At 64.4% G+C, this 24,342-nt stretch carries 20 protein-coding genes; 13 read left to right on the top strand and 7 right to left on the bottom strand.

All coding sequences use genetic code 11. The annotated features are described in order from the left end of the window. Nucleotides 1-167 precede the first annotated feature (167 nt). From QM470_RS09780 to QM470_RS09765, 4 genes are read left to right on the top strand one after another with little or no spacing between them, the layout of a single operon-like run. The gene (locus QM470_RS09780) at nt 168-596 is read left to right on the top strand and encodes a sigma factor (RefSeq protein WP_283339123.1); all 429 of its coding nucleotides are present in this window, start codon (nt 168-170) and stop codon (nt 594-596) included. Next, nucleotides 593-895 (top strand): iron uptake protein, encoded by a 303-nt coding sequence (locus tag QM470_RS09775; RefSeq protein ID WP_283339122.1) that lies wholly within the window; start codon nt 593-595, stop codon nt 893-895. Before QM470_RS09780 ends, QM470_RS09775 begins: the two co-directional genes overlap by 4 nt. Nucleotides 896-906: 11 nt before the next feature. Then, nucleotides 907-2,580, top strand: a complete 1,674-nt coding sequence (locus tag QM470_RS09770; RefSeq protein WP_283339121.1) for a PepSY-associated TM helix domain-containing protein — start codon at nt 907-909, stop codon at nt 2,578-2,580. Continuing rightward, nucleotides 2,573-2,902 (top strand): DUF3325 domain-containing protein, encoded by a 330-nt coding sequence (locus QM470_RS09765; RefSeq protein WP_283339120.1) that lies wholly within the window; start codon nt 2,573-2,575, stop codon nt 2,900-2,902. The genes QM470_RS09770 and QM470_RS09765 overlap by 8 nt, the downstream gene beginning before the upstream one ends. A 320-nt stretch (nt 2,903-3,222) precedes the next feature. Here QM470_RS09765 and QM470_RS09760 read toward each other — a convergent pair whose 3' ends face one another. Continuing rightward, nucleotides 3,223-3,918 carry an aspartate/glutamate racemase family protein gene (locus QM470_RS09760; RefSeq protein WP_283339119.1) on the bottom strand — a complete coding sequence of 232 codons (696 nt, stop codon included), beginning with the start codon at nt 3,916-3,918 and terminating at the stop codon, nt 3,223-3,225. Further along, nucleotides 3,915-4,769, bottom strand: a complete 855-nt coding sequence (locus QM470_RS09755; protein WP_283339118.1) for a glutamine amidotransferase — start codon at nt 4,767-4,769, stop codon at nt 3,915-3,917. The genes QM470_RS09760 and QM470_RS09755 overlap by 4 nt, the downstream gene beginning before the upstream one ends. Nucleotides 4,770-4,803: 34 nt before the next feature. Between QM470_RS09755 and QM470_RS09750 the strand changes: the two genes are divergently transcribed. After that, nucleotides 4,804-5,688 (top strand): LysR family transcriptional regulator, encoded by an 885-nt coding sequence (locus QM470_RS09750; protein WP_283339117.1) that lies wholly within the window; start codon nt 4,804-4,806, stop codon nt 5,686-5,688. Nucleotides 5,689-5,797: 109 nt separating this feature from the next. Here QM470_RS09750 and QM470_RS09745 read toward each other — a convergent pair whose 3' ends face one another. After that, nucleotides 5,798-6,244: a winged helix-turn-helix transcriptional regulator gene (locus QM470_RS09745; protein ID WP_283339116.1), complete on the bottom strand. Its 447-nt coding sequence runs from the start codon at nt 6,242-6,244 to the stop codon at nt 5,798-5,800. Nucleotides 6,245-6,354: 110 nt separating this feature from the next. Here QM470_RS09745 and QM470_RS09740 point away from each other — a divergent pair, with 110 nt between their 5' ends. Together QM470_RS09740 and QM470_RS09735 are read left to right on the top strand one after the other, a co-directional pair. Then, the gene (locus tag QM470_RS09740) at nt 6,355-7,641 is read left to right on the top strand and encodes an MFS transporter (RefSeq protein ID WP_283339115.1); all 1,287 of its coding nucleotides are present in this window, start codon (nt 6,355-6,357) and stop codon (nt 7,639-7,641) included. 33 nt (nt 7,642-7,674) lie between these two features. Next, nucleotides 7,675-9,033 carry a pyridoxal phosphate-dependent decarboxylase family protein gene (locus QM470_RS09735; RefSeq protein ID WP_283339114.1) on the top strand — a complete coding sequence of 453 codons (1,359 nt, stop codon included), beginning with the start codon at nt 7,675-7,677 and terminating at the stop codon, nt 9,031-9,033. Between the two features lie 84 nt (nt 9,034-9,117). Here the strand turns inward: QM470_RS09735 and QM470_RS09730 are convergent, their stop codons facing one another. Both QM470_RS09730 and map read right to left on the bottom strand, forming a co-directional pair. Further along, the gene (locus QM470_RS09730; protein WP_283339113.1) at nt 9,118-11,733 is read right to left on the bottom strand and encodes a [protein-PII] uridylyltransferase; all 2,616 of its coding nucleotides are present in this window, start codon (nt 11,731-11,733) and stop codon (nt 9,118-9,120) included. A gap of 207 nt (nt 11,734-11,940) precedes the next feature. Continuing rightward, the gene (gene map / locus QM470_RS09725; protein WP_283339112.1) at nt 11,941-12,753 is read right to left on the bottom strand and encodes a type I methionyl aminopeptidase; all 813 of its coding nucleotides are present in this window, start codon (nt 12,751-12,753) and stop codon (nt 11,941-11,943) included. Nucleotides 12,754-12,931: 178 nt separating this feature from the next. Here map and purL point away from each other — a divergent pair, with 178 nt between their 5' ends. After that, nucleotides 12,932-16,942, top strand: coding sequence for a phosphoribosylformylglycinamidine synthase (purL, locus tag QM470_RS09720; RefSeq protein WP_283339111.1), 4,011 nt, complete (start codon nt 12,932-12,934; stop codon nt 16,940-16,942). A 128-nt stretch (nt 16,943-17,070) separates the two neighbouring features. Here purL and QM470_RS09715 read toward each other — a convergent pair whose 3' ends face one another. Continuing rightward, the gene (locus QM470_RS09715; RefSeq protein ID WP_283339110.1) at nt 17,071-17,856 is read right to left on the bottom strand and encodes a class I SAM-dependent methyltransferase; all 786 of its coding nucleotides are present in this window, start codon (nt 17,854-17,856) and stop codon (nt 17,071-17,073) included. Between the two features lie 441 nt (nt 17,857-18,297). On the opposite strand from QM470_RS09715, the gene QM470_RS09710 reads away from it, so the two are divergent. From QM470_RS09710 to QM470_RS09695, 4 genes are all read left to right on the top strand, one after another. Beyond that, complete coding sequence (locus tag QM470_RS09710; protein ID WP_283339109.1) at nt 18,298-19,170, top strand: MurR/RpiR family transcriptional regulator; 873 nt, start codon at nt 18,298-18,300, stop codon at nt 19,168-19,170. Between the two features lie 275 nt (nt 19,171-19,445). After that, the gene (locus QM470_RS09705; protein WP_283339107.1) at nt 19,446-20,885 is read left to right on the top strand and encodes an MFS transporter; all 1,440 of its coding nucleotides are present in this window, start codon (nt 19,446-19,448) and stop codon (nt 20,883-20,885) included. 62 nt (nt 20,886-20,947) lie between these two features. Then, nucleotides 20,948-21,628, top strand: a complete 681-nt coding sequence (locus tag QM470_RS09700) for an aspartate/glutamate racemase family protein (RefSeq protein ID WP_283339106.1) — start codon at nt 20,948-20,950, stop codon at nt 21,626-21,628. A gap of 125 nt (nt 21,629-21,753) precedes the next feature. Further along, nucleotides 21,754-22,797 carry a porin gene (locus QM470_RS09695; RefSeq protein ID WP_283339105.1) on the top strand — a complete coding sequence of 348 codons (1,044 nt, stop codon included), beginning with the start codon at nt 21,754-21,756 and terminating at the stop codon, nt 22,795-22,797. A gap of 159 nt (nt 22,798-22,956) precedes the next feature. Here QM470_RS09695 and QM470_RS09690 read toward each other — a convergent pair whose 3' ends face one another. After that, entirely contained in the window at nt 22,957-23,178 is a 222-nt protein-coding gene (locus QM470_RS09690) for a hypothetical protein (protein ID WP_283339104.1), read from the bottom strand. 141 nt (nt 23,179-23,319) lie between these two features. Here QM470_RS09690 and QM470_RS09685 point away from each other — a divergent pair, with 141 nt between their 5' ends. After that, nucleotides 23,320-24,333 carry a DUF808 domain-containing protein gene (locus QM470_RS09685; protein WP_283339103.1) on the top strand — a complete coding sequence of 338 codons (1,014 nt, stop codon included), beginning with the start codon at nt 23,320-23,322 and terminating at the stop codon, nt 24,331-24,333. The last annotated feature ends 9 nt before the right edge of the window (nt 24,334-24,342 follow it).

The following is a 24,342-nucleotide window of genomic DNA, read 5'->3' as shown; positions in this document are numbered from 1 at the left end:
CAGAGGGAGCGTCAGTGCGCCGCGGCGGTGAAACAAGATGCAAAACAAATCTTATACAATGAGATTAATTCTCATTAACTATTTGTACGTGGCAGATCTTGGATCACAGCTGCGCGAAGGGCATTGTGGGTACCGCAGAGTTCACGCTTCAAGAGCAGGTCAAGACCTTGTACACCGACCACCATGGTTGGTTGCACGGCTGGCTGCGCTATCGCCTGAATGATGCGACAGATGCCGCAGACCTGGCGCACGACACCTTTGTACGGCTGATTGCCCGCCCCCGCAGCTTCAACACCGGGCTGGAATCACCAGCCTGTCTGCGCACGGTGGCCAACGGCCTGTGCACTGACAGGCAGCGGCACAGTGAGATCGAACGGGCCTGGCTAACCTTGGACATCAGGCCGCAGGAATATGCGCCGCCCCGAGAAGCACAGGCCAGCGTGCTGCTGACGCCGCATGAAACCGACGCCTTGCTGCGGCAGCTGCCACCCAAGGTCGATCGTGCCTTGGTGCTGGCCATGGACCGCGGCGTGGCACACCAGGACGTCGCACGCGAATGGCGTGTGTTTTCTCGCAGGGAACCCATTTTGATATGAAGTCCACTTTGACATCTCGCACTCCTTGGCATGCCGTGCTGCGCATTGCCGCTGCGGTCCTGGGCGGCTACATGCTGACCTGGGGCTTTATCGCGTTGACGACAGCCGGCATGTTCGCGCTGGGCATGGAATTTCACGATGCAGAGCACCTCAGCTACCTGCTGGGGATGCTGCTGTATTTGATCGTCTTTCTCTGGGCGTTCGCGGCGCCACGGCTGTCGCGCGTGTGGTTGGTTCTTGCTGGTGGTGGCGCACTCATGGCCGTGCTGGCTTCGCTGCTGCAATCGCAGTTGATTTAGGAGTGGAGCTGATGTTTCAAAGTTTTCGCCATGCCATGACCTGGCTGCACACATGGTTTGGTCTGGCCCTCGGATTTGTGCTGATGGCGTGTTTCTTTTTCGGATCGCTGTCGGTGTTCGATCGGGAAATTGACCGCTGGGCCATTCCTGCCTCGCGTTTCGCACCGCAGCCCATGCCGTCTTTTGACAAGGTGCTGCGGCCGGTGTTCGAGGACATGAAGCCCAGCCAGCAAAGCCTCGAGTTCATGCGGGACAAGGTGAACGGCCCCATGCCCGAGCGCTTCGATACCGTGCGCAACTGGGGGGCCTACACCACGCACCGGGACCCGATGCTGAGCCTGTTTGCGGGCTATGTGGTGCCCAATGCCAAGAATCCCGATGACGGGGTCCGGGGCAACCGCACCATCGACCCGCGCAGTGGCAGCGCATTGCCGGATGACCAGCTCAAGATCGGCAGCGGTTTCCTCTATCCCCTGCACTACAGCCTGACCTTCTACTGGAAGGGGCTGGGCTTCTGGATTGTCGGATTCGCGGCCCTGATGATGCTGGTGGCACTGGTGACCGGCGTGGTCATGCACCGCAAGTTCTTCCGCGAGTTTTTCACTTTCCGTCCCAAGAAGGCAGTGCAGCGCAGCGTGCTGGACCTGCACAACATGATGGGCGTGCTGGCGCTACCGTTTCACTTCTTCTTCGCCTTCACCGGGCTGGTGATCTTCGCGGGGATCTATTTCCCGGTGTCGCACACCCAGCTGGAGCCGCTGCACGAGTTGCACGAGCAGCATGAGGCGCAGACCACAGGGCTGCCGCATGACCGTGCCGGCGTGGCGGCGCCACTGGCGTCGGTGGATGAGATGGTGCGTGAAGCCCAGCGGCGATGGGCCGCCAAGGGCATGGCCGGCGAGGTGGGGCTGCTCTCGCTGCGCCACGTGGGCGATGCCAATGGTTATGTCAGCGTCTTCCGTGCCGGTACGGACCGCATCGCGCTGGTGGGCGACGGCATCCATTTCAAGGCCAGTACCGGGGAGGTACTGCGTGAAGACCCGCCCCGTACCGCGGTGGACAGCCTCAACACCTTTCTGACAGGGCTGCACCTGCAGCACTTCCGCCACTGGCTGCTTCGCTGGCTGTACGTGCTGGGTGGGCTGATGGGCTGCGTCTGCATTGCCACGGGTTTCATTTTCTTTGTCGAAAAACGCAAGAAGCAGCACGCCAAGCAAGGCCGGCAGGGCAGCCGCATTGTGGATGCCCTGGCGGTGACCACCGTCACGGGCATGTTGATTGCCACCTGCACCATCCTGATTGCCAACCGCCTGCTGCCCGTGTCACTGCCCAGCGGATGGCCGCCCCGGGGCGATCTGGAGCAATACCTGTTCTGGGTCGGATGGGTGGCAGCGATGGCGCACGCCTTCTGGCGCAGCGCACCCGTTGCCAGCGGACAGCCGAACCCTGCCTGGCGTGAGCAGTGCTGGGCCGTTGCCGCCATGGCGGTACTGGCCGTGGGGCTGAACTGGATCACGACAGGAGACCACCTGTTGAAGACCGTGGGCGAGGCCTACTGGCCGGTGGCGGGCGTGGACCTGAGCCTGTTGGTCTGCGCGGCCTTGGCCGTGGTGGCTGCCCGCAAGCTGGCGCTGCGTGCAGCGGCCGTGGGTTCGGTGAACCGTCTGGAGGCCGCCCATGCTTGAAGGACCGACGGCTGCGCTGTTTTTGCTGGCAGCCTGCCTGGCCTGCTGGGCAGGCATGGGCTGGCTGGCCCTGGCGATGGACGGGCATTGGGAACAGGTTTTCCAGGCAGAGCAGCCACAGAGCGTGGTGTGGCGGCTGCGTGCCCAGGGTGCGGCTGGGCTGGCGCTGGGCTTGGTGCTGTGCCTGCAGGCTGACCATGCATCGATGGCCGCCTTGGTGTGGGTGATGATGCTGGCCGCTGCGGCCTTGTCTGTGGCGATGACGTTGTCATGGCGCCCGGCCTGGATGGCATGCCTGGCGTGGGGGACGCGCAAGGCGTAAGTGCATGCCGTGCAACCGGTTGCTCCGTGGTTCGGCTGCCGGTTGCATGTGCTCCGTGTGCTCCGTGTGTTCCATGTGTTCCATGTGCTCCATGCTCTTTCAAGAGCGGTTTGATGGAGTGGACGTGTGCTGTCCGCGCGCCCATTGCTGGGGCAGGACGCCGGGCTTTCTTGCACCGCAGCGTGGGTGAGCCCAAGTGCGCATTCGGTTGAGACTCCTCTGCCGCGCATGCGGGCAGGGGCGTTCGGCACGCCGTCACAGGCAAATGCCCACAGCCTTTGTCTGCGGGCGTGAGCCACCGTCCTTGGATGGCTGTTCGCTCAGCTGGAAACCACGGCCCGGATCAACGCCGCTACGTGGATGTCGACGGTGTCCAGGCAGGGAACCGGGCTGTTGTCGTCCCCCAGGATCAGCGGCAGCTCGGTGCAGGCGAGTGCGACGTGATCGATCCCTTCGCGCTGCTGCAGGTCCTGGATGATGGCAATGAACTCCTGGCGCGTGTCCTCTTTGACAATGCCGTGTTCCAGTTCTGCCTCGATCTTGGCCTGGATGTGTGCGATCTGCTGCGCGCTGGGCACAATGACCTGGATGCCCCGGTCTTCAAAAGGCGTCTTGAAGAAGGTGTTCGTCATCGTGAACACGGTGCCGAGCAAGCCGACTCTTCGTGCCCCGCGCTGCTGGGCTGCGTGGCACGTGGCGTCGATGGCGCTCACGATGGGGATGGGTGACAGCGGCAGGATGCGCTCCATGACGATGTTGGGCGTATTGCCTGTCAGGGCTGCCATGTCCGCGCCTCCTGCGGCCAGGCTGCGGATGGCGCTGAGCACGTAGTCGGCCAGCTGGTCGAATTCGCGTGCACGGCAGAGGCTGAACACCGTGAAGGCGTTGAGGCTTTCTATCGAGAGGCGCGGCAGGTTCTCCTTGCCCGCCTGTGCCTGCACGCCATGGATGATCTTGCGGTAGTACGCCACGGAGGATTCCGGGCCGATGCCGCCAATGAGGCCGAGTTTCTTCATGTCGCTGCTCCTTGAGCGTGTTCGTGGTGATGGGCTGCGGCGGCATGCGCCGAGGCCATGGCCTTGCCCGTGGGAGCCAGGCCGGCATGGGATGCGACAAAGCGCCGGAGCAGCTCCAGCGGCACCGGGGTGGTGCCAACGCTTTGCAGCATGGCCCTGGGGTCCAGGCCTTCGGAGCGCAGTACATCGGCTCTTGCGTGAATGCAGGTGGCCATGATTTCCGGGGTGAATTCCGGATGGAACTGCATCGACACGGCCGTGGGCGTGTAGCGCACGACCTGGTGAGAATCGTGGTCTGAGCGTGCCAGTGCCTTGGCGCCCACGGGCAAGCGCAGAATGGTCTGCAGGTGCGTCAGATGGGCCTGAAAGCGTGGTGGGCAACCGGCCAGCCAGGGGTCGGGTTCGGCACCGGTGATTTGCTCCACCTCCAGGCTTCCCATCTCTCTGCCGCCCGCGTGGTAGCCAACGGTGCCCCCCAGTGCATGGGCCATTAACTGGTGTCCATAGCAAACGCCCAGCAAAGGCATGTCCCGTGCCACCGCCTGCCGTATCCATTGGGCGGTTGTTTCGCTCCACGGGAGCTGATCGGTCACCATGGACCACGATCCTGTGATGACCGCTGCGCGGTGGCGGCCTGGCTCCGGCAAAGGAGCGCCTGCATATACCTTCACGATCTCCACGTTCTGAGGTGTGCAACCGATGGCGGCCAGAAACCATTGGGAAAGATCGCCGGTGATGGCGCGAATGTCCTCGGGCGGCGTGCCGGCCTGGATCAGTAGCAAAGGAGGTGTGCCCACAGAAGATGGTGGAAGTGGTGAAGAGTCTGCACTGTAGAGAAACATAATCATCATGAATACTGAATTTTGATGATGAAGGAATCTCAAAATGAGAAAGATCGATCTGGAATCGCTGGCTTGCTTCAAGTCGGTGGTGGACACCGGCAGCGTCACCCGGGCCGCCAGGCAGATGAACCGTGTGCAGTCCAACGTCACCACGCGCATTCGCAACCTGGAGGAGCGCCTGGGTGTGCAGCTTTTTCTGCGGCAAGGCAACCGGCTCAACCTTTCCGCCGAAGGAGAGGTGTTGCGCGGCTATGCGGAGAGGTTGCTGCGGCTGTCGTCGGAGGCCGAGTCCGCCATGCTGCAGCGGGGTCCCCAGGGCACGCTGCGCCTGGGAACGCTGGAAAGCACGGCCGCGGCCCGGCTGCCACCGGTGCTGTCCCGGTTTCACGAGCGTTATCCGGATGTGTCCATTGAGCTGGTCACTGGGTCCACCTCGCGGTTGATCGACATGGTGCAGCGGTATGAAGTGGATGCGGCATTCATCTCCGATCCCTTCCATGCCCCGGAACTGGCTGCCCAGGAAGCATTCGATGAAGAGCTGGTACTCATTGCGGCGCGCTCGGCGACCGGCGTGCTGGACCCGACCCAGCTGTCACGCTGTACCGTGGTGGCCTTCTCCAGCGGCTGTTCGTATCGGCGCATCCTGGAAGAGTGGTTCGCCAGCACCGGCGTTGTCCCTTACCGCATCCTGGAGCTGGCGTCGTACCACGCCATCGTGGCCTGTGTTGCTGCCGGCACGGGGATTGGCATCATGCCGCGCTCCATCCTGAAGGCCGTGCACGCCGAGCCCCAGCTGCAGGTGCTGCCGCTGCCCAGGCGCTACGCCGACGTGACGACGCATCTGGTCTGGCTGCCCCCGCATGAATCGGCCTCCAGAGAGGCATTGAGGCAATTGCTGGCCGACGAGCGCCCGCAGAGCGAGGTGTAGCCTCTTCGCAACTCTTGGCATGGGAGGTCCGGTGTCGGCGGGTTTCACCGCTGTGTCCGATGGCTTGCACCTTGCACAGACGGAGTGGTTCCCACATCAGCGCATGGGCTCAGTTCACTTTGCGCACCTCGGTGGCGGCAGACTGCAGGACCGTGCCATCCGGGGCGTGCGGTGCCATGGGGGGCACCGGCTGGCCCGTGCGCTTGTCAATCAGCACCGAATGGCGTTCGCTGGGCGCAAACAGGTGCTGTTCGCCCCATTGGCGCAGCGCCACCACCACGGGAAACAGACTCTCGCCCTGCGGTGTCAGCACATATTCCTGGTAGGCCGAGCCATCCGATGCGTCTTGCATGGCCAGGATGCCGGCATCGACCAGCTTGCGCAGCCGGTCGGACAGGATGTTTTTGGCCATGCCCAGGCTGCGCTGGAAGTCGCTGAAGCGGCGCATGCCGTCGAAGGCATCGCGCACGATGAGTAGGGACCAGCGATCCCCGATCAGGTCAACAGAGCGCGCAACGGGACAAGGTTGCTCGTTCAAGGATTTACGGGCTGGCATGGTGTCTCCTGCAGGGTGGGCGGCAGCGGGTTGTTTGGTTGCATTTTAAAACTACATGCTTTAGCATCGTTCTGGTTTTATTTTGAAACCAGATTGATTGAGCTTGGACCATGAAGACCTGCACCGCACCACCATCGCCCCCGCCGTTGCCACAGCGCTGTGCACCGGCGCTGTCTGCAGACATGCCCCGCAGCCTGGTCTGGCTGTTTGCCGTGGCCAGTGGCCTGAGCGTGGCGAATGTCTATTACGCGCAGCCCTTGCTGGACGCGCTGGCGCAGGACTTTGACATCAGCCATGCGGCGGTGGGCGGTGTGGTTACGGCCACACAAACCGGGTGTGCGCTGGCGCTGCTGCTGCTGGTGCCCCTGGGCGACCGGGTGGAACGCCGCCGCCTGATGGCCCTGCAGCTGCTGGCGCTGGCCGCGGCGCTGGTGGCCGTGGCCATGGCCCAATCGGTTCCCGCATTGCTGGTGGGCATGCTGGCAGTGGGTTTGCTGGGGACTGCGATGACGCAGGGGCTGATCGCCTATGCCGCCAGCGCGGCAGCGCCCCAGGCGCAGGGGCGTGTGGTCGGCGCGGCACAGGGTGGGGTGTTCATCGGCCTGCTGCTGGCCCGGGTGTTTGCCGGGGGCATCAGCGATGTGGCGGGTTGGCGCGGCGTGTACCTGTGCGCTGCGGTGTTGATGCTGCTCATTGCCTTGCCGCTCTGGAGGCGGTTGCCTGTGTTGCCTGCAGCGCCCGATGCGTTGGGCTACTGGCGCCTGATTGCGTCCATGCTGACGCTGCTGCGGGAAGAGAAGGTGCTGCAGGTGCGCGGGGTGCTGGCGCTGCTGATGTTTGCGGCATTCAACATCTTCTGGAGTGCGCTGGTGTTGCCGTTGAGTGCGCCGCCCCATGGCTTCTCCCACACCGCCATCGGCGCGTTGGGGCTGGTCGGTGCGGTGGGGGCGCTGGCCGCCACGCGCGCCGGGCAATGGGCGGACCATGGCCATGCGCAACGTACCAGTGCCGCAGCGCTGGTGGTGTTGCTGCTGGCCTGGTGGCCGCTGTCGCTGATGGAGCGTTCGCTGGGTGCGTTGCTGGTGGGCATCGTGCTACTCGACATGGGAGGGCAGGCGCTGCACGTGACCAACCAGAGCATGATTTTCCGCACCCGGCCCAAGGCCCACAGCCGGCTGGTCGGCCTTTACATGCTTTTCTATGCGATTGGCAGCGGGCTGGGGGCGATTGGCACGACGGTGACCTATGCCCGCGCGGGCTGGCAGGGCGTGTGCCTGCTGGGGGCAGCAGTCAGTGTGTTGGCGCTGCTGTTCTGGTGGGTGACGCGGCGGGTCACCCCGCAGGAAATGCAGCAGGGATCGCCGCAGGCGCCGCTGCCGACCACGAAGCAGGAATGAAGCAGGTATGAAACAGGAAGGGGAGATGCTCCAATGAACGAACTGGAACTTTTGGCCCATGCCGATGTGCGCGGGCGTCGCTACACTGAAGGCAACGGCCAGCGCCGCGTGTTTCCGTCGGAAGAAGCGATTGCCGCCTTGGCGGCCTTCGATGAGCCGCTGCCCGAGCAAGGTGTGCCGGCGGAGTCCACGCTGGAGTTGCTGGACGATGTGGGATCCCCAGCGACCACGGTATCCAACGGGCCGCGCTATTTCGGGTTTGTGGTCGGCGCGGCATTGCCCGCCGCTGCGGCGGCGGAACGGCTGATGCTGGCGTGGGATCAGTGTGCGTCGACCTTCGACAATTCCCCGGTGTCGGCCACGGTGGAGCGTGTGGCCGCCCGCTGGGTGCTGGACGCCCTGGATCTGCCGCGGGACAGCGCCGTCGGCTTTGGCACCAGCGCCACGGCCTGTACCTTGACCGCTCTGGCCGCGGCACGGCGCGAACTGCTGGCACGGCAGGGTTGGGATTTCGACGGCCAAGGGCTGCATGGCGCGCCGGAGATCCGGGTGGTGGTGTCCGCGCTGGTGCACACCACGGTCAAGAAGGCGTTGCGCGTGCTGGGCTTCGGGCTGAACCAGATCGTCCATGCGCCGGTCGATGCCCAGGGGCGGGTGGACGTGGCGCAACTGCCGGCGCTGGATGCACGCACCATCCTCTGCCTGCAGGCCGGTGAGGTGAACACCGGCGCCTTCGACCCCTTCGCGCAGATCCTGCCGCATGCCAGAGCGGCGGGGGCATGGGTGCATGTGGATGGCGCTTTCGGCTTGTGGGCGCGGGCCTCCTCGCTGGCCCACCTGACCCAGGGCATCGAGCTGGCCGACAGCTGGACGACCGACGCGCACAAATGGCTCAACACCCCTTACGACTGCGCCATGGCGATTTGCCGTGATGCGCGGGCCCTGGCCGAAGCCATGAACAGTGATGCGGCCTATTCCAGCGCCAGCGTGGATGCCCAGAAAAATCTGACGCTGGAGTTTTCGCGCCGGCCCCGCGGGATTCCGGTGTGGGCGGTATTGCGCAGCTTGGGCCGCCAGGGCGTTGCCGAGCTGGTGGAGCGGCATTGTGCGCAGGCGCGCCGCATCGGGGAAGGCCTGGCGCAGGCCGGGTTCGAGGTGCTCAATACCGTGACGCTCAACCAGGTGCTGTTCCGCTGCGCCACTGACGCACACACCCATGCGGTGCGCGCTGCAGTGCAGGCCTCCGGCGAGGCATGGTTCGGCGGCACGCTGTGGCAGGGGCGGCCTGCCATGCGCATCAGCGTGTCGTCCTGGCGCACGCGGGACGAAGATGTAGAGGCGCTGCTGGCCTTGCTGGAGAGGGTGGGCCGGGAAAGCGCTGTGGGCCGGTGAACGGCCGTGGTGTGCCGCCCGGCCAGTCAGTTCCAGGCGCTGCGGCAGGGCAGGCCGGGGCTGGGTGCCCCGGCTGTCCCTTTGCTACTCCGCCAGTGCGTTCACCAGGTCGGTTTCCAGCTCCAGCTGGGCAGTGTTGTTGCCCAGCGTGGGGCCCTGGATCAGAAAGCTGTCCTCCACCCGTTCGCCCAAGGTGCTCACCTTGGCCAGCTGCACGCTGACTCTGTGCTCGGCCAGCACGCGGGCCACGGTGTAGAGCAGACCGGCGCGGTCGCTGGCGGAGATTTCCAGCAGCCAGTGCTGTGATTTTTCGTCCGGCTGCAGCACCACGCGCGGCGGCATGGGGAAGCTGCGCACTCGGCGCGAGACGCGGCGGCGTGCCGGCGGGGGCAGGGGGCCTTCGGCCTCGATGGCATGGGGCAGACCTTCCTCGATCAGCGCGGTCAACTCGCGCCAGTGCACTTCCAGCGGTTCGCTGGTGATGACCTGGAAGGTGTCCAGCGCATAGCCGTTGCGTGCGGTGTGGATGCGTGCGTCCAGAATGGAAAAGCCCGAGCGGTCGAAGTAGCCGCAGATACGGGCGAACAGGTCGCTGCGGTCGGGCGTGTAGACCATGACCTGCACGCCTTCGCCGGCCAGCGACTGGCGCGCCCGCACGATGGGGGTGGGCGTGCCCACATAGCGGCCCAGGTGGCGGGCGTGCCAGGCGATGTCGGCGGCCTCGTGGCGCATGAAGTAGCTCACGTCCAGCGTGTTCCACAGCAGCTTGTGCGATTCGTGCGGCTGTGCGCTGAGTGCCAGCTGCACCAGGGCTTCGCGCTTGCGCGCTTCCACCAGGGCCTCGGCGTCGGGCGCCCGGCCGCCCAGCATGCGCACGGTGGCGTGGTACAGGTCTTCCAGCAGCTTGCCCTTCCACGCGTTCCAGACCTTGGGGCTGGTGCCGCGGATATCGGCCACGGTCAGCAGGTACAGGGCGGTGAGGTGACGCACCGAACCCACGCGGGCGGCAAAGGCACGGATCACATCGGGGTCGGTGGTGTCCTGCTTTTGCGCCACCTGGCTCATGGTCAGGTGTTCGCGCACCAGGAACTCGACCATCTGCGCGTCATCCGCGTCCACGCCGTGCTGGCGGCAGAAACGCTTCACCTCGATGGCACCGATCTGCGAATGGTCGCCGCCCCGGCCCTTGCCAATGTCGTGGAACAGGGCGGCGAGGTACAGCAGCCAGGGCTTGTCCCAGCCGCTGGCCAGCTGGGAGCAGAAGGGGTATTCATGCACATGCTCGGCCATGAAGAAGCGCCGCATATTGCGCAGCACCATCAGCGTGTGCTGGTCCACCGTGTAGACGTGGAACAGGTCGTGCTGCATCTGGCCGACGATGCGACGGAAGGCCCACAGGTAGCGCCCCAGCACCGAGGTCTGGTTCATCAGCCGCATGGCGTGGGTGATGCCGCTGGGCTGCTGCAGGATCTGCATGAAGGTGGCGCGGTTGACCGGGTCGCGGCGGAAGGCGCCGTCCATCACGCCGCGCGCCGAGTACAGCGCGCGCAGCGTGCGCGCGGACAGGTCGCGCAGGCCGGGAGAGGTCTCGTAGGTCAGGAAGGTGGCCAGGATGGCCTGGGGGTCGCGGCGGTACAGGTCGTCGCTGGCGACCTCGACCAGGCCGTCCTTGTCGAAGAAGCGGTCATCAATGCGCACCATGGCGCCCTGGCTGGCGGGGTACAGGCGTTCCTCAATGTTCAGCAGCAGGATCTGGCTGAGCTGGGTGACGGCCTTGGCAGCCCAGTAGTAGCGGCGCATCAGGCCTTCGCTGGCGCGCACCGGCATGCGCTGGCCGGGGCGCTGGTGGCTGTGAAAGCCCAGCTGTTCGGCCACGGTGGTCTGCAGGTCGAACAGCATGCGGTCTTCGTGCCGGCCGGTGGCCGCGTGCAGGCGGGCGCGGATGTGGCTGATCAGCGCCTCGTTGCGCTCCAGCTGCTGGGCTTCGAAATGCGTGGCGATGCCGCTCTGGGCCAGTTCCTTCCAACTGCTGCCCAGGCCGGCGGCCTTGGCCACCCAGAGGATGGTGTGCAGATCGCGCAGGCCGCCGGGTGATTCCTTGCAGTTGGGTTCCAGCGCGTAGGCCGTGTTCTCGAACTTGTTGTGGCGCTGGCGCATCTCCAGCATCTTGGCGGTGAAGAAGGCGCGCGGGTTGAGCAGGGCGCGAAAGCGCTGCTGCATCTGGGCGAACAGGGCCAGATCACCGTCGATCAGGCGCGATTCCAGCAGCGCGGTCTGGATGGTGACGTCGGCCGCGGCTTCGTCCACACATTCCTCCACGGTGCGCACGCTGGAGCCGATTTCCAGCCCGGTGTCCCAGCAGGCACCGATGAACTGCTCCAGCTGGGCCTTGAAAGGGCTGTCCTCACCGGCGGGGTGTTCGGGTACCAGCACCAGCACGTCCACATCGGAGGCGGGAAACAGCTGCGCACGGCCATAGCCGCCCACGGCGATCAGGGCCACGCAGTCCGGCAGGCCGGTCAACTGGCGCAGGGCCTGCAGCTGCTGGTCGGTGCGCTCGGACAGCTTGTGCAGCAGCGGCCGCACACTGCGTTTGGCGGGGGCGGGCTGCTTGAACTGTTCTACCAGCGCGGCCTTGTCATGGCGGTAGGCGTTGCGCAAAGCGGTCAGATCGGAGGGGGCGGGGGCGAGCGTGGTCATGTTGGCAATGCAAGCAAAAAACGTGCGCAAATGGTGCGGTGCTGGGCAGGCGTGCACCGCACACGTGCACTGTAGCGGCTCTGCGGGGCGGCGGGTCTTTGGCGCGGGCGCCGGCCGGTCTGGCGGCGCAAAAAAGCCGCTGGACCCCGAAAGGGTGCAGCGGCGGGCGGGCAGCGCAGCAGAGGGGCTGCGCGAAACCGGGCTGGATCAGGTGCGCAGCGCGGTGATGAAGTCCGGCGGCGTGGGCGAGCCATCCGACCAGGTCAGTATGTCGTAGCCCGTCTTGGTGACGGCCAGCATCAGCTCCCACTGGGCGGTCAGGCTGTGGTCCTTGGTGATCACGGTCCAGCCGTCGGGCATGGCCTTGATGTCCTTCTTGCCCAGGTTGAGCATGGGCTCGATGGTGAAGACCATGCCTTCTTCCAGCACCACACCGGTGCCGGGACGGCCGTAGTGCAGCACCTGGGGCTCGTCGTGGAACACCTTGCCGATGCCGTGGCCGCAGTATTCGCGCACCACCGACAGGTTGTGGCCTTCGGCAAAGGACTGGATGGCGTGGCCGATGTCGCCCAGGGTGGCGCCGGCCTTGACCTGCTGGATGCCCTTCCACATGGCTTCAAACGTCAGCTGGCACAGGCGCTTGCCGGCAATCGTGCCGTCGCCCACGATGAACATGCGGCTGTTGTCGCCAAACCAGCCGTCGTCGGTGATGATGGTCACGTCCACATTGACGATGTCGCCCTTCTTGAGCGGCTTGTCGTTGGGGATGCCATGGCAGACCACGTGGTTGACCGAGGTGCAGACATAGGCCGGGTAGGGCGTCATGCCCGGCGGCTGGTAGCCCAGGCAGGCGGTCTTGGTGCCTTGCTGGGCCATGCGTTCGGCGCACAGATCGTCGATCTGCTGGGTGGTGATGCCGGGCTTGATGTGGGGGGTGATGTAGTCCAGCACATCCGAAGCAAAGTGGCCTGCGACGCGCATGCGCTCGATGTCTTCGGGGGTCTTCAGTGTGATGCTCATGCTGCCAATTATCCCATTGCGGGCTTGAACCTGCAGGGGCAAGGGGCGGGAGTGCTTCGGGTTAGTGCTAGGCACGGTAAAATCAGAGGCTCACCGATTCAGCGCTTTGGTCGGCCCCCTCGCAACAGGGGGCGGGCCAGGGCGCCCTTCACCAGCCTTCACATAAACAGGCCGCCACGTGACATTGCATCTGACACAGTTTGAGGGTGGAAACGCCCTGAGCTCGTTCCGCGCCCAACAGCTTCTGACCGACCTGGTCGCCATCCACCCCAAGATCACAGGCGTGTCCGCACGTTTTGTGCATTTGGTGGCTACCGAGGGGACGCCTGTGCCCGCATTGCAAGAGCGCCTGTCGGCGCTCTTGACATATGGCGAGCCCTTTGAAGGCAGCGCCGATGGCGTGCCCTTCATCGTCACCCCCCGCATGGGCACGATTTCGCCCTGGGCTTCCAAGGCCACCGACATTGCCCGCAACTGCGGCCTGGAAGTGTTCCGCGTGGAGCGCACCACCGAGTACCGCGTGACCCTGAAGTCGGGTCTGCTGGGCGGCACGCCCGAGCTGAGCACCGAGCAGACGGCCCAGATCGCTGCGCTGCTGCACGACCGCATGACCGAGTCGGTGTTTGCCACCCGTGCCGAGGCCGAAAAGCTGTTCTCCGCCCTGCAGGCCGCTCCGATGGAGTTTGTCGATGTGCTGGGTGGCGGTCACGCTGCGCTGGAAACCGCCAACAAGCAGTGGGGCCTGGCCCTGGCCGATGACGAGATCGAGTACCTGGTCAACGCCTTCAACGGCCTGAAGCGCAACCCCACGGACGTGGAGCTGATGATGTTCGCCCAGGCGAACTCCGAGCACTGCCGCCACAAGATCTTCAACGCCAACTTCACCATCGACGGTGTGGCGCAGGAGAAGTCGCTGTTCGGCATGATCCGCAACACCGAAGCCGTGTCGCCCCAGCACACGGTGGTGGCGTACTCGGACAACGCCTCCATCATGGAAGGCCACCAGGTCGAGCGCTTCATCGCCAAGTTCGATGCCGCCACCGGCGCGGCACAGGCCCCCAGCTACCAGAAGCAAAGCGCCACCAACCATGTGCTGATGAAGGTGGAAACGCACAACCACCCCACGGCCATTTCGCCCTTCCCCGGCGCATCGACCGGCAACGGCGGTGAAATCCGTGACGAAGGCGCGACCGGCCGTGGCTCCAAGCCCAAGGCCGGCCTGACCGGTTTCACGGTGTCCAAGCTGTGGGGCAGCGAAGTGGGCAAGCCCGAGCACATTGCCAGCCCGCTGCAGATCATGATCGAAGGTCCGCTGGGTGGCGCGGCTTTCAACAACGAATTCGGCCGTCCCAGCCTGACCGGCTACTTCCGCGAGTACGAGCAGCAGGTCGGCGATGTGACCCGCGGCTACCACAAGCCCATCATGATCGCCGGTGGTCTGGGCGTGATCGACGCCGAGCTGACCCAGAAGATCCTGTTCCCCGCCGGCACGCTGCTGATCCAGCTGGGCGGCCCCGGCATGCGCATCGGCATGGGCGGCGGTGCGGCCAGCTCCATGGCGTCGGGCACCAATGCCGCCGAGCTGGACTTCGATTCGGTGCAGCGCGGCAATCCCGAGATCGAGCGCCGTGCGCAGGAAGTCATCAACCACTGCTGGCAGCAGGGCGCGCAGAACCCCATCCTGGCCATCCACGACGTGGGTGCCGGTGGCCTGTCCAATGCCTTCCCCGAGCTGACCAATGACGCGGGCCGTGGCGCGCGCTTTGACCTGCGTGCGGTGAATCTGGAGGAATCCGGTCTGGCGCCCAAGGAAATCTGGTCCAACGAATCGCAAGAGCGCTATGTGCTGGCGATTGCGCCCGAGTCGCTGGCCCAGTTCACCGCTTTCTGCGAACGCGAACGCTGCCCGTTTGCCGTCATCGGCACGGCCACCGAAGAGCGCGAGCTGGTGCTGGAAGACACTGCCGTCGAGTCGGGCGACCAGAAGTTCCCGGTGAACATGCCCATGAACGTGCTGCTGGGCAAGCCGCCCAAGATGCACAAGGACGTGAAGACGGTGGAGCGCGAGCTGCCCGCCATCGACCTGACCGGCGTTCCGCTGGAAAAGGCTGTCATCGAAGTGCTGGCCCACCCCACGGTGGCTTCCAAGCGCTTCCTGATCTCCATCGGTGACCGCGCTGTGGGCGGCATGACCCACCGCGACCAGATGGTGGGCCCTTGGCAGGTGCCTGTGGCCGACGTGGCCGTGACGCTGGCGGATTTCCAGGGTTTCAAGGGTGAAGCCATGGCCATGGGCGAGCGCACGCCGCTGGCGGCCATCAATGCGCCCGCATCGGGCCGCATGGCCGTGGCCGAAGCCATCACCAACATGTTGGCGGCGCCGATCGAGCTGTCCAAGATCAAGATGTCGGCCAACTGGATGGCCGCCTGCGGCGAAGCCGGTGAGGATGCTGCGCTGTACGCCACGGTCAAGGCCGTGGGCATGGAGCTGTGCCCGGCGCTGAACATTTCCATTCCCGTGGGCAAGGACAGCCTGTCCATGCGCACGCAGTGGAATGACAACGGCGTGACCAAGAAGGTCACTTCGCCTGTCAGCCTGATCATCACCGGCTTTGCATCGATCGACGATGTGCGCAGCACGCTGACTCCGCAGCTGGACGCCACCGAAGACGACACCACGCTGGTGCTGATCGATCTGTCGCGGGGCAAGATGCGCATGGGTGGCTCCATCCTGGGCCAGGTGCTGAACCAGTCCGGCAACGAAACGCCCGACCTGGACCAGCCCAAGGACCTGATCGGCATGGTCGATGCCGTGAACGCCCTGCGCGCCAAGGGCCAGATTCTGGCCTACCACGACAAGGGTGACGGCGGCCTGCTGGCGACCGTGGCCGAAATGGCCTTTGCCGGCCATGTGGGCGTGGCGCTGAATGTAGACATGCTGATCACCGAAGGCGACGGCATCAGCGACAGCCGCATGGACAGCGGTGAGGGCAAGAACTGGGGCAACCAGGTGTCCGGCCGCCGCGAAGACCTGACACTGCGCGCGCTGTTCAATGAAGAACTGGGTGCGGTGTTGCAGATCAAGACCGCAGACCGTGCCGAAGTGCTGCAAACCCTGCGCGAGCATGGCCTGGCCACCTGCAGCCACATCATCGGCAAGACCCGCCCGGTGTCGTCTGCCGTCGACATGGGCAAGGGCGAGCTGCAGGTCTGGCGCGATGCCAAGAAGGTGTTTGGCGCCACACTGAGCGATCTGCACCAGGTCTGGGATGCCGTGAGCTGGAAGATTGCCCAGCAGCGCGACAACCCCGCCTGCGCCGACAGCGAACACGCTGCGGCGGGTGTGCCTGCAGACCCCGGCATGCACGTGCACCTGACGTTTGACCCGCAGGACAACGTGGCGGCGCCGTTCATCAACGTGGCGGCCAAGCCCCGCGTGGCCGTGCTGCGCGAGCAGGGCGTGAACTCCCATGTGGAAATGGCCTATGCCTTCACCGAAGCCGGTTTCGACGCGGTGGACGTGCACATGACGGACCTGCAGACCGGCCGTGCCCAGCTCAAGGACTTTGCGGGCGTGGTGGCCTGCGGCGGCTTCAGCTATGGCGACACCCTGGGTGCCGGCATTGGCTGGGCACGTTCCATCACCTTCAACGATCGCCTGTCGGCCGAGTTCCAGCAGTTCTTTGGCCGCACCGACACTTTTGGCCTGGGCGTGTGCAACGGCTGCCAGATGTTTGCCGAACTGGCCGACATCATTCCTGGTGCACAGGACTGGCCGCGTTTCACGCAGAACCAGAGCAACCGCTTTGAAGCGCGTCTGTCGATGGTCGAGGTGCTGGAGTCGCCCAGCCTGTTCTTGCAAGGGATGGCGGGTTCGCGCCTGCCGATCGCCGTGGCACACGGTGAGGGCTATGCCAACTTCAAGTTCCGCGGCAATGAAGCCCAGGTGCTGAAGGCCATGCGCTACGTGGACAACCACGGCCAGGCGACTGAGCAGTACCCGTTCAACCCCAACGGCTCGGCCGGTGGTCTGACGGCAGTGACCACGGCCGATGGCCGCTTCACCGCCATGATGCCCCACCCCGAGCGCGTGTTCCGCAATGTGCAGATGAGCTGGACGTCGGGTGACAAGGCCGAGTTCAGCCCCTGGATGCGTGTGTGGCGCAATGCGCGCAAGTGGCTGGGTTGATCTGATCGGCGCCTGTCCATGAAAAAGCCCCGCAGCGTGAAAGCTGCGGGGCTTTTTTGTTGCCACGAGCATGCGGCGAAGCATGCTGTGTTTGGGACGTGCAGTGTTTGTTGGATGAGCGCGAGCGGCTATTGCATTGGGCGCGGTGGTTTGGCATACACCAGCAAACGCCCCTTGTAGCCTGCTTGCAGTTCGGTCTCCGTGCGGTCCAGCCGGGTTTCCGTCACGCCATAGCCGCGTTCGGCCATCTGGCGGCTGAAGGCGGCGCGGTTGCCACGGTCAGGGTCGATGATCCAGATCTGCGCGCTGGCGCTGGCATGCTCGCAGATGTAGTTGGGCAGGCGTGCAAACTGATCCCGTTCGTACAGCAGGTCGCTGCCGATGATGAGATCGAAAACCCCGTGCACTGGAAGATCTGCCACAGGTGCAACAAAGCCGCCCGGCGAGCCACCCGCCAAAGCGGTGGCCTGGGCAGCTGCATCGAAATGGGCGGTTGCTTCGGCTGCTGCGGCAATCGATTCCAGCGCCCCCCATTGGCCCGCGCGGTATTTCATGGGCGGCAGGTCGTTCAGGCGCAAGTTCTCTTTCAGAAAGTCGCTTGCCAGCGGGTGGCAATCGCTGGCCGTGATGTCCGCCCCCATACGGTGGCAGACCAGGCTGGCCAGTCCCAGGCCACAGCCCAGCTCCAGAATGCGCCGGCCTTGGATCACGGGCTGCTGTGCCATGTGGTTGGCCAGCTCGCTGCCGGAGGGCCATAGCAGACCGAACAGCGGCCAGATGGCATCCGAGATGCCCAGGCGCAGCGCGGCGCCGTCGGGGTCGAAAAATTGTTGCCGGTCCAGCAGGGAGCGAATTTGCATGTCCTGCGCGCCATCGATGTGAATGGACTCTTGTTTGGTCAGATAACCGGGCATGGGGTGCGGCGCGTGAAAACGGCAGCCGCTCAAGTGAAGATGTCTGCAGTATGCGGTGTGAATGGCAAAACCGGACACCTGGCAGCGAATGTCCTTGGTGCCGGGAAAACACCTGGCGAAATATGTCACTTGCTCCGCAGCCGGCAGTCGCCTTGAAAAACACACCATGGCCGGTTCGGGCTTGCCCATGCTGTTCACGGAGCCAAAGCCTGGTACGGCCGGGCGATCACTCCATTAGGAAAGTCCAACATACGCCCGGGCTTTCCGAAGCCTGCCCGGCGGCTCCTCTGCCGGCCTTGAGAGGCTTCTGGGGCACGGGACTGTAGGATCGGCCATAAGGCCAACCCGGTGTACCCGGCCCGCACTCGATGCCGCATCCAGAGTCGCTTTTCGAGACAGGCTGCGTCAGACACCGACCGAAAGTAGCCTCTAGAATCCGGCATGCCTTCAGACCCTAGCGCCGCATCTTTTTTGGGGCAAATCCGCCATCTGATCGATACATTGCCGCGCTCCGAGCGCAGGCTGGGCGAATTCATCCTGGATTTTCCCGGGGATCTGGCCAGTTACAGCGCCTCAGAGCTGGCCACGCTGGTCCAGGTTTCCAACGCCACCGTCACCCGCTTCATTCGCCGCCTGGGCTATGCCAGCTACGAGGAAGCCCGCCGCCATGCGCGCGAAGAGCGCTCCACGGGTTCTCCGCTGTTTGCGGCACAGCCCAACGTCAATGCCCCCGAAGGCTCCATTGCTGCCCATATCCAATTGGCCAGCGACAACATTGCCGCCACCTTTGGGCACATCGACGAAGCGACGGTCAATGCCATTGCCATGGCCCTGTGCAGTGCACGCAAGGTGCTGTTTCTGGGCTATCGCAACAATCGCAACTTCGCGGCCTATCTGCGCTGGCAACTGGCCCAGCTGCTGCCCAACACCCAGGTCATTCCCGGCCCGGGAGAGACACTGGGCGAATATGCGGTGGACATGGACCCGCAGACGGTATTGGTGGTGTTTGCACTGCGCCGCAGCTTGCCGATTGCCGCACAGTTTGCGACCCGTGCCACACGTGCTGGTGCACAGGTGCTGTATGTCACCGACCAGATTTCCAGCGCCCATGTGGATGCGCGCTGGGTGCTGCGTTGCTATTCGGCGGCGCCAGGGCCTCTGGACAACCATGTCGCGCTGATGCTGCTGTGCGATCTGTTGGCCACGCGCGCCATGGCACACGCAGGGGGGGCAGGGCGCAAACGGCTCTCTGGCGTAGAGGCCGAGCACGAAGCCCTGTCTGAGCTCATCGAGCGGCCGGCAGACCGCAGATAGCGCGCCACGGTTCACCGGTCGGGGTTCTTGCCGATCTGGTGCATCCAACCCTGGGGCATGCACTTTTTGTGTGCCTTGCAGCCTCTTGCTTCCATTGTTCTTCTTGAAAGCGATGCCGTCTTTCAAAGGGTTTGCCTGCATTACAAAAGAAAAAATATTTTCATAAAAGCTGTGGCATGAAAAATGCTTTTCTCAGAACAGACAAGAAATCGCTCCGCAATGAGCGGGTTCTGTCGGATACCCCGCCCCAACCGACAACTAACTGAGGATTTGCCATGGCCGGAAGCCCCGCCGTTTCATCGACCGCCCCCCAGTCCGCCCAGATGCGCCAGCTTGAGACGGCGCTGGACGATATTGGCGCCACCCGGTCGCACAAATACATCATCTTTCTGGTGGTGTGCGGTGTGCTGTTTGATGTGTTCGAACAAAACGCCGTGGGCCTGGTCGGCCCGCTGCTGCAAAAACAGTGGGGCCTGAACGGCACCGACATCGGGCTGCTGAACACCATCACGTTCATTGCCGCAGCCATCGGCCGGCTGGGCTCCGGTTTCCTGGCCGACCGGCTGGGCCGCCGCTTCATGCTGAACGTCAATCTGGCTGTGTTCACCTTCGGCGCGGTGCTGTGTGCCCTGGCGCCCAACTATGGCGTGTTGCTGGCGGCACGTTTCATTGTGGGCCTGGGCCTGGGCGGAGAAATCACGACAGCGGTGACCATGCTGGCGGAGTTCTGCTCTGCCCGCTTGCGCGGCACGGCCGTGGGGCTGATCAATGTGGGCGGTGGCGGCCTGGGTAATATGCTGGCCCCGGCATTCGCGCTGGCGGTGTTTGCCATCTTCCCCGGAGACAACGCCTGGCGCTGGCTGTTTGCCTGCCTGGTACTGCCTGCCTTGTTCATCGTGTTCTATCGCCGCTTTGTGCCTGAAACACCGCGCTACCTGCTGTCGCAAGGCCGGGTGCAGGAGGCGAACCAGGTGCTGTCCATGCTTGCAGCGGGCAAGCTGGCCAACGGCCAATATGCGTACCGCGAATACATCACCGCCGACGCCTCCGCATCGGCCGATGAGACTGCGCCCGCCCGCAAAGTGCAGCTCAAGGATATCTTCACCGGCGGCTATGCACGCCGTACCCTGGCCGTGGGCGTTGCCTCGTGGATGACTTTTGGCGCACAGCTTTCGGTGCTGACACTGATGCCCACCATCCTGGTGGCACAGGGCTACTCCATCACCAAAAGCTTTGTATTCACCATCGTGATGCAAAGCGGCAGCTTGCTGGGCGCCATCACGGCATCGGCCCTGGGCTACAACTTTCCACGTAAACGCGTGCTCACCGTGGGGGCCATTGCGGCCTGCCTGGCCGCAATGGCCTTTGGCCACTTTACCAGCAGCGTGGCCATGGTGCTGGCCTGCGGTGCACTGTTCCAGTTCTGCGTGCTGACGCTCAACACCTCGATCTGGATCTTTGCGCCCGAGCTGTATCCGACCCGCATGCGCGGCCTGGGCACCTCCTTTTTGCTGGCCCTCGGCACCGTGGGGGGCGCTGTATCCCAGCTGGCTGCCGGCAAGATGTTTGACTTGCACGGTGTCGCCGGCATGTTCGGAATGATTGCGGTGATGTATGCCATCTTCGCCATTGCCGTGCAGTTCGCCCCCGAGACGTTCGGCAAGTCGATCGATACCCACGATGCCCACGATGCCGAGCAGCCCGCCGGCGCTTGAGTTCGCTGCCTGCTCCATTTGCACCTCGCTGCACCTTGCCTACCACCATCTATTCGCTTGCCATGACGCAGACCGTGCTCTTGATCAACCCCAACACCTCCGAGGCCACCACAGCGATGATGCATCGCCTGGCTCGCAAGGCCTTGCCGCAGGACATTGCGCTGCGCAGTGCCACAGCCCAACGGGGCACCACCATGATCACCAGTGCAGAGGAGCTGGCGACATCGGTGGAAGAGGTCCTGGAGATCGGCCAGCGCCTGGCAGGCGAGGTGGATGCCATCGTCATCGCCGCGTTTGGCAATCCGGGTCTGCAACAGCTGCGTGCGGCGGTCGCGCTGCCGGTGGTGGGGATCGGCGAAGCGGCCATGCGGGAAGCGGCCCTCGGCGGCAGGCGTTTTGGCGTGGCCACCACCACCCCCGAGCTGGAGGCGTCGATCGCCGCCTCTGCTGACGCACTGGGCCTGTCGTCTCTTTTTGCCGGCAGCCGCATCCCGGTGGGCGACCCGCTGGAGCTGGCTGGCCAACCCGCGCTGCAGGACGACAGCCTTGCGCAGGCGGTGCACGACTGCATGGCACTGGATGGCGCACAGGCCGTGGTCATTGGCGGCGGTCCGCTGGCCGAGAGTGCCGAGCGGATTGCACCTCGCTTCTCGGTTCCGGTGATATCGCCTGTGGCTGCCGCCATGCGCGACATTGCTGCGCTGCTGCGCATGCAGCGACGCAGCACCACGCACAGCGGCTGAACCACCGCTTCCAAAAGCCTGCCCCTTTTTGACCGATGTGAGGTGCCTTGCCCTGTGCAAGACACCCAGGGATGGCTGCACCCTTTTTTCTGACCCTCAACCTCATCTTGCCCCAAGGACACACCATGAAAGCCTTCACACCCTTGTGCTGCGCAGCCGCAATGGCCGCATGCAGCTTCAGCGCCTCGGCACAGTCCTCGCGCAGCCTGCCCTCCGGCAATGCGGGCGTCACCGTCTACGGTGTTGCCGCCACCGAAATGGTGCACGTCACCAACTTCAGCGACGGCACCCACGTCGGTAGCTCCAACCGCCTGGAAAACAGCAAGGTCACCGCATCGCGGCTGGGCTTTATCGGATCCGAAGATCTGGGCGGAGGTCTGTCCGCCGTGTTCAACCTGGAAATGGGCTATGCCCTGGACACCGGCGCACAGTCGAACGCCACGGCAACGTTCAACCGCAGCAGCCTGGTAGGGCTGCGCGGCGGCTTTGGTACCGTGACCGTAGGCCGCCAGTGGGATGTGGAGGACGACATCCTGAGCCGCTACTTCATCTTTGGCGGCTATGGCGTGTTCCAGTTTTCCGAGTTTGCAGCCATCAGCGACACCGTCATCAACTCGGTCAAATACGTGTCACCGAACTACGGTGGTGTGACGGTGCGTGGCCTGTACGGATTTGGCGAGCGCGTGACCGGGCGCATCGCCGAACTGGCCGTCAACTACGCTGCGGGTGGACCGTTGGAGATGGGAGCCACCTACCGCACGCAAAAGGACATCAACGGCTACAACACCCAGTTGGCCACCGTGGGGGCTAGCTACAAGCTGCCCAGCACCACATGGGGTGAGTGGCGCGTGCATGGTGGATATGCCTGGAGCAAGCCGCAGCTGCCTGGAAGCCACAGAACGGCTGCCTACGATGTGGGCCTGGTGTGGTCGCCTGAATCGAACACCAATATCGCGCTGGACTATGTGGCCCGCGACCAGAAGGGTACACCCGACGACAGCCGCTTTGTGCGCCTGGGTGGCGAGTATTTCCTGTCCAGGCGAACTTCGGTGATTGCCAACCTGATTGCCCTCCAGAACAAGGGCGTGGCCAGCCAGCGCTTTTATGGCGTGGGGGCCGCAGGTGAAGACCAGAGCGTTGTCAGCATAGGCCTGCGCCACGCGTTTTGAGCACGGGGTCACCGTCTGCTGAACAAGAGGACCAGAAGCGCCGAAAACGTCACAAGGAGGAACTGCAAGTGGGTATCGAACCAGCGCTTGCTGTTCCTCCACCGTTTCCTGTTCGGGGCCCGTTGGTCGACGCTGCACCCGACAACGCAGCGCCCGGCATCACTTGGAAGCGATGTCGTTGACGTCCACCCCGAGCTTGGCGAGCTTGGCCGCCAGCACATCGCGGCGGCGGGCGGCTTTGGCAGCGGTTTCGCTGACGGCGGCGATGGTTTTGGGGCCTTTGGCGGCTGCCGCTTTCACCAGTTCCACCTTTCGGGCGGCTTCAGCCGCAACTTTCCGGTAGCTGGCAATCAGCTCTGCGTGTGCAATGGGTGGGGTCACAGGATTTCCCGTTCAATGAGGGCGCCCATTGTCATGGCAAAACGCCAGGAGCGTTGGGGAGGGGTTGGCCGCACGGCGTCCGGCCGCCGCAGGGCGGTTTGAAGGCATGATGGCGGACATCGAAACCAATGGGGGCATGCGATGGCTGGTGCGGGTCTGTTGATGTTGCTAGACGATATTGCGACGCTGCTGGATGACGTGGCGCTGATGAGCAAGACGGCGGCGGGCAAGAGCACGGCCATCCTGGACGATGTGGCCACGCAGACCAAGGTGGCCATGCAGAAGACGGCGGGGGTGCTGGGCGATGATCTGGCGCTGAATGCCGAACAGGTGACCGGCGTGCGGGCCAACCGCGAACTGCCGGTGGTCTGGGCCGTGGCCAAGGGTTCGCTGATGAACAAGGCCATTCTGGTGCCTGCGGCACTGCTGATCAGCGCATTCGTGCCCTGGCTGATCACGCCGCTGCTGATGGTGGGCGGCGCCTTTCTGTGCTTTGAAGGTGTGGAGAAGGTGCTGGAGATGCTGCACAAGCGCCGGCAGCACGGTGTGCAGGATGCGGTGCATGATGCCCGGGAGGCGGAGGAGAAGGGGGTGGCTCCGTCATCGGTGCAGGCCGCCCGTGCCAAGGCCATGGACCCGGTGGCCTATGAGAAGGAAAAAGTGGCGGGCGCCGTGCGCACGGACTTCATTCTGTCCGCCGAAATCATGGCCATTGCGCTGGGTACGGTGTCGGCCAAGCCGCTGTGGGAGCAGTTCACGGTGCTGGTGGCCGTGGCACTGGCCATCACGGTGTTTGTCTACGGCATTGTGGCCTGCATTGTGCGCATGGACGATGTGGGCGAATGGCTGATGCGCAAACCCGGCGCGGCCCTGCAGTCGCTGGGCCGGGGACTGATTGCCTCCACGCCGTGGCTGATGCGCGGCCTGTCCATTGTGGGCACGGTGGCCATGTTCCTGGTGGGCGGCAGCCTGCTGGTGCATGGCATGGCTCCCATTGAGCATTGGCTGCACACCCAGATCGAGCCTTTGGGCGGTGCTGCGGCGGCCATCGTCCCTTTGCTGGTGCATGTGGGGGTGGGGGCCGTGATCGGAGGTGTGGTGGTGGCAGCGGTGCATCTGTGGCACCGGCTGCGCGGTACCCAGCCTGCGCACTGAACCCGGGCC

Origin of the sequence: Comamonas sp. 17RB (assembly GCF_030056555.1) — a bacterium.
Taxonomy (GTDB): domain Bacteria; phylum Pseudomonadota; class Gammaproteobacteria; order Burkholderiales; family Burkholderiaceae_C; genus Comamonas; species Comamonas terrigena.
This window is presented reverse-complemented; position numbering and strand designations above follow the sequence as displayed.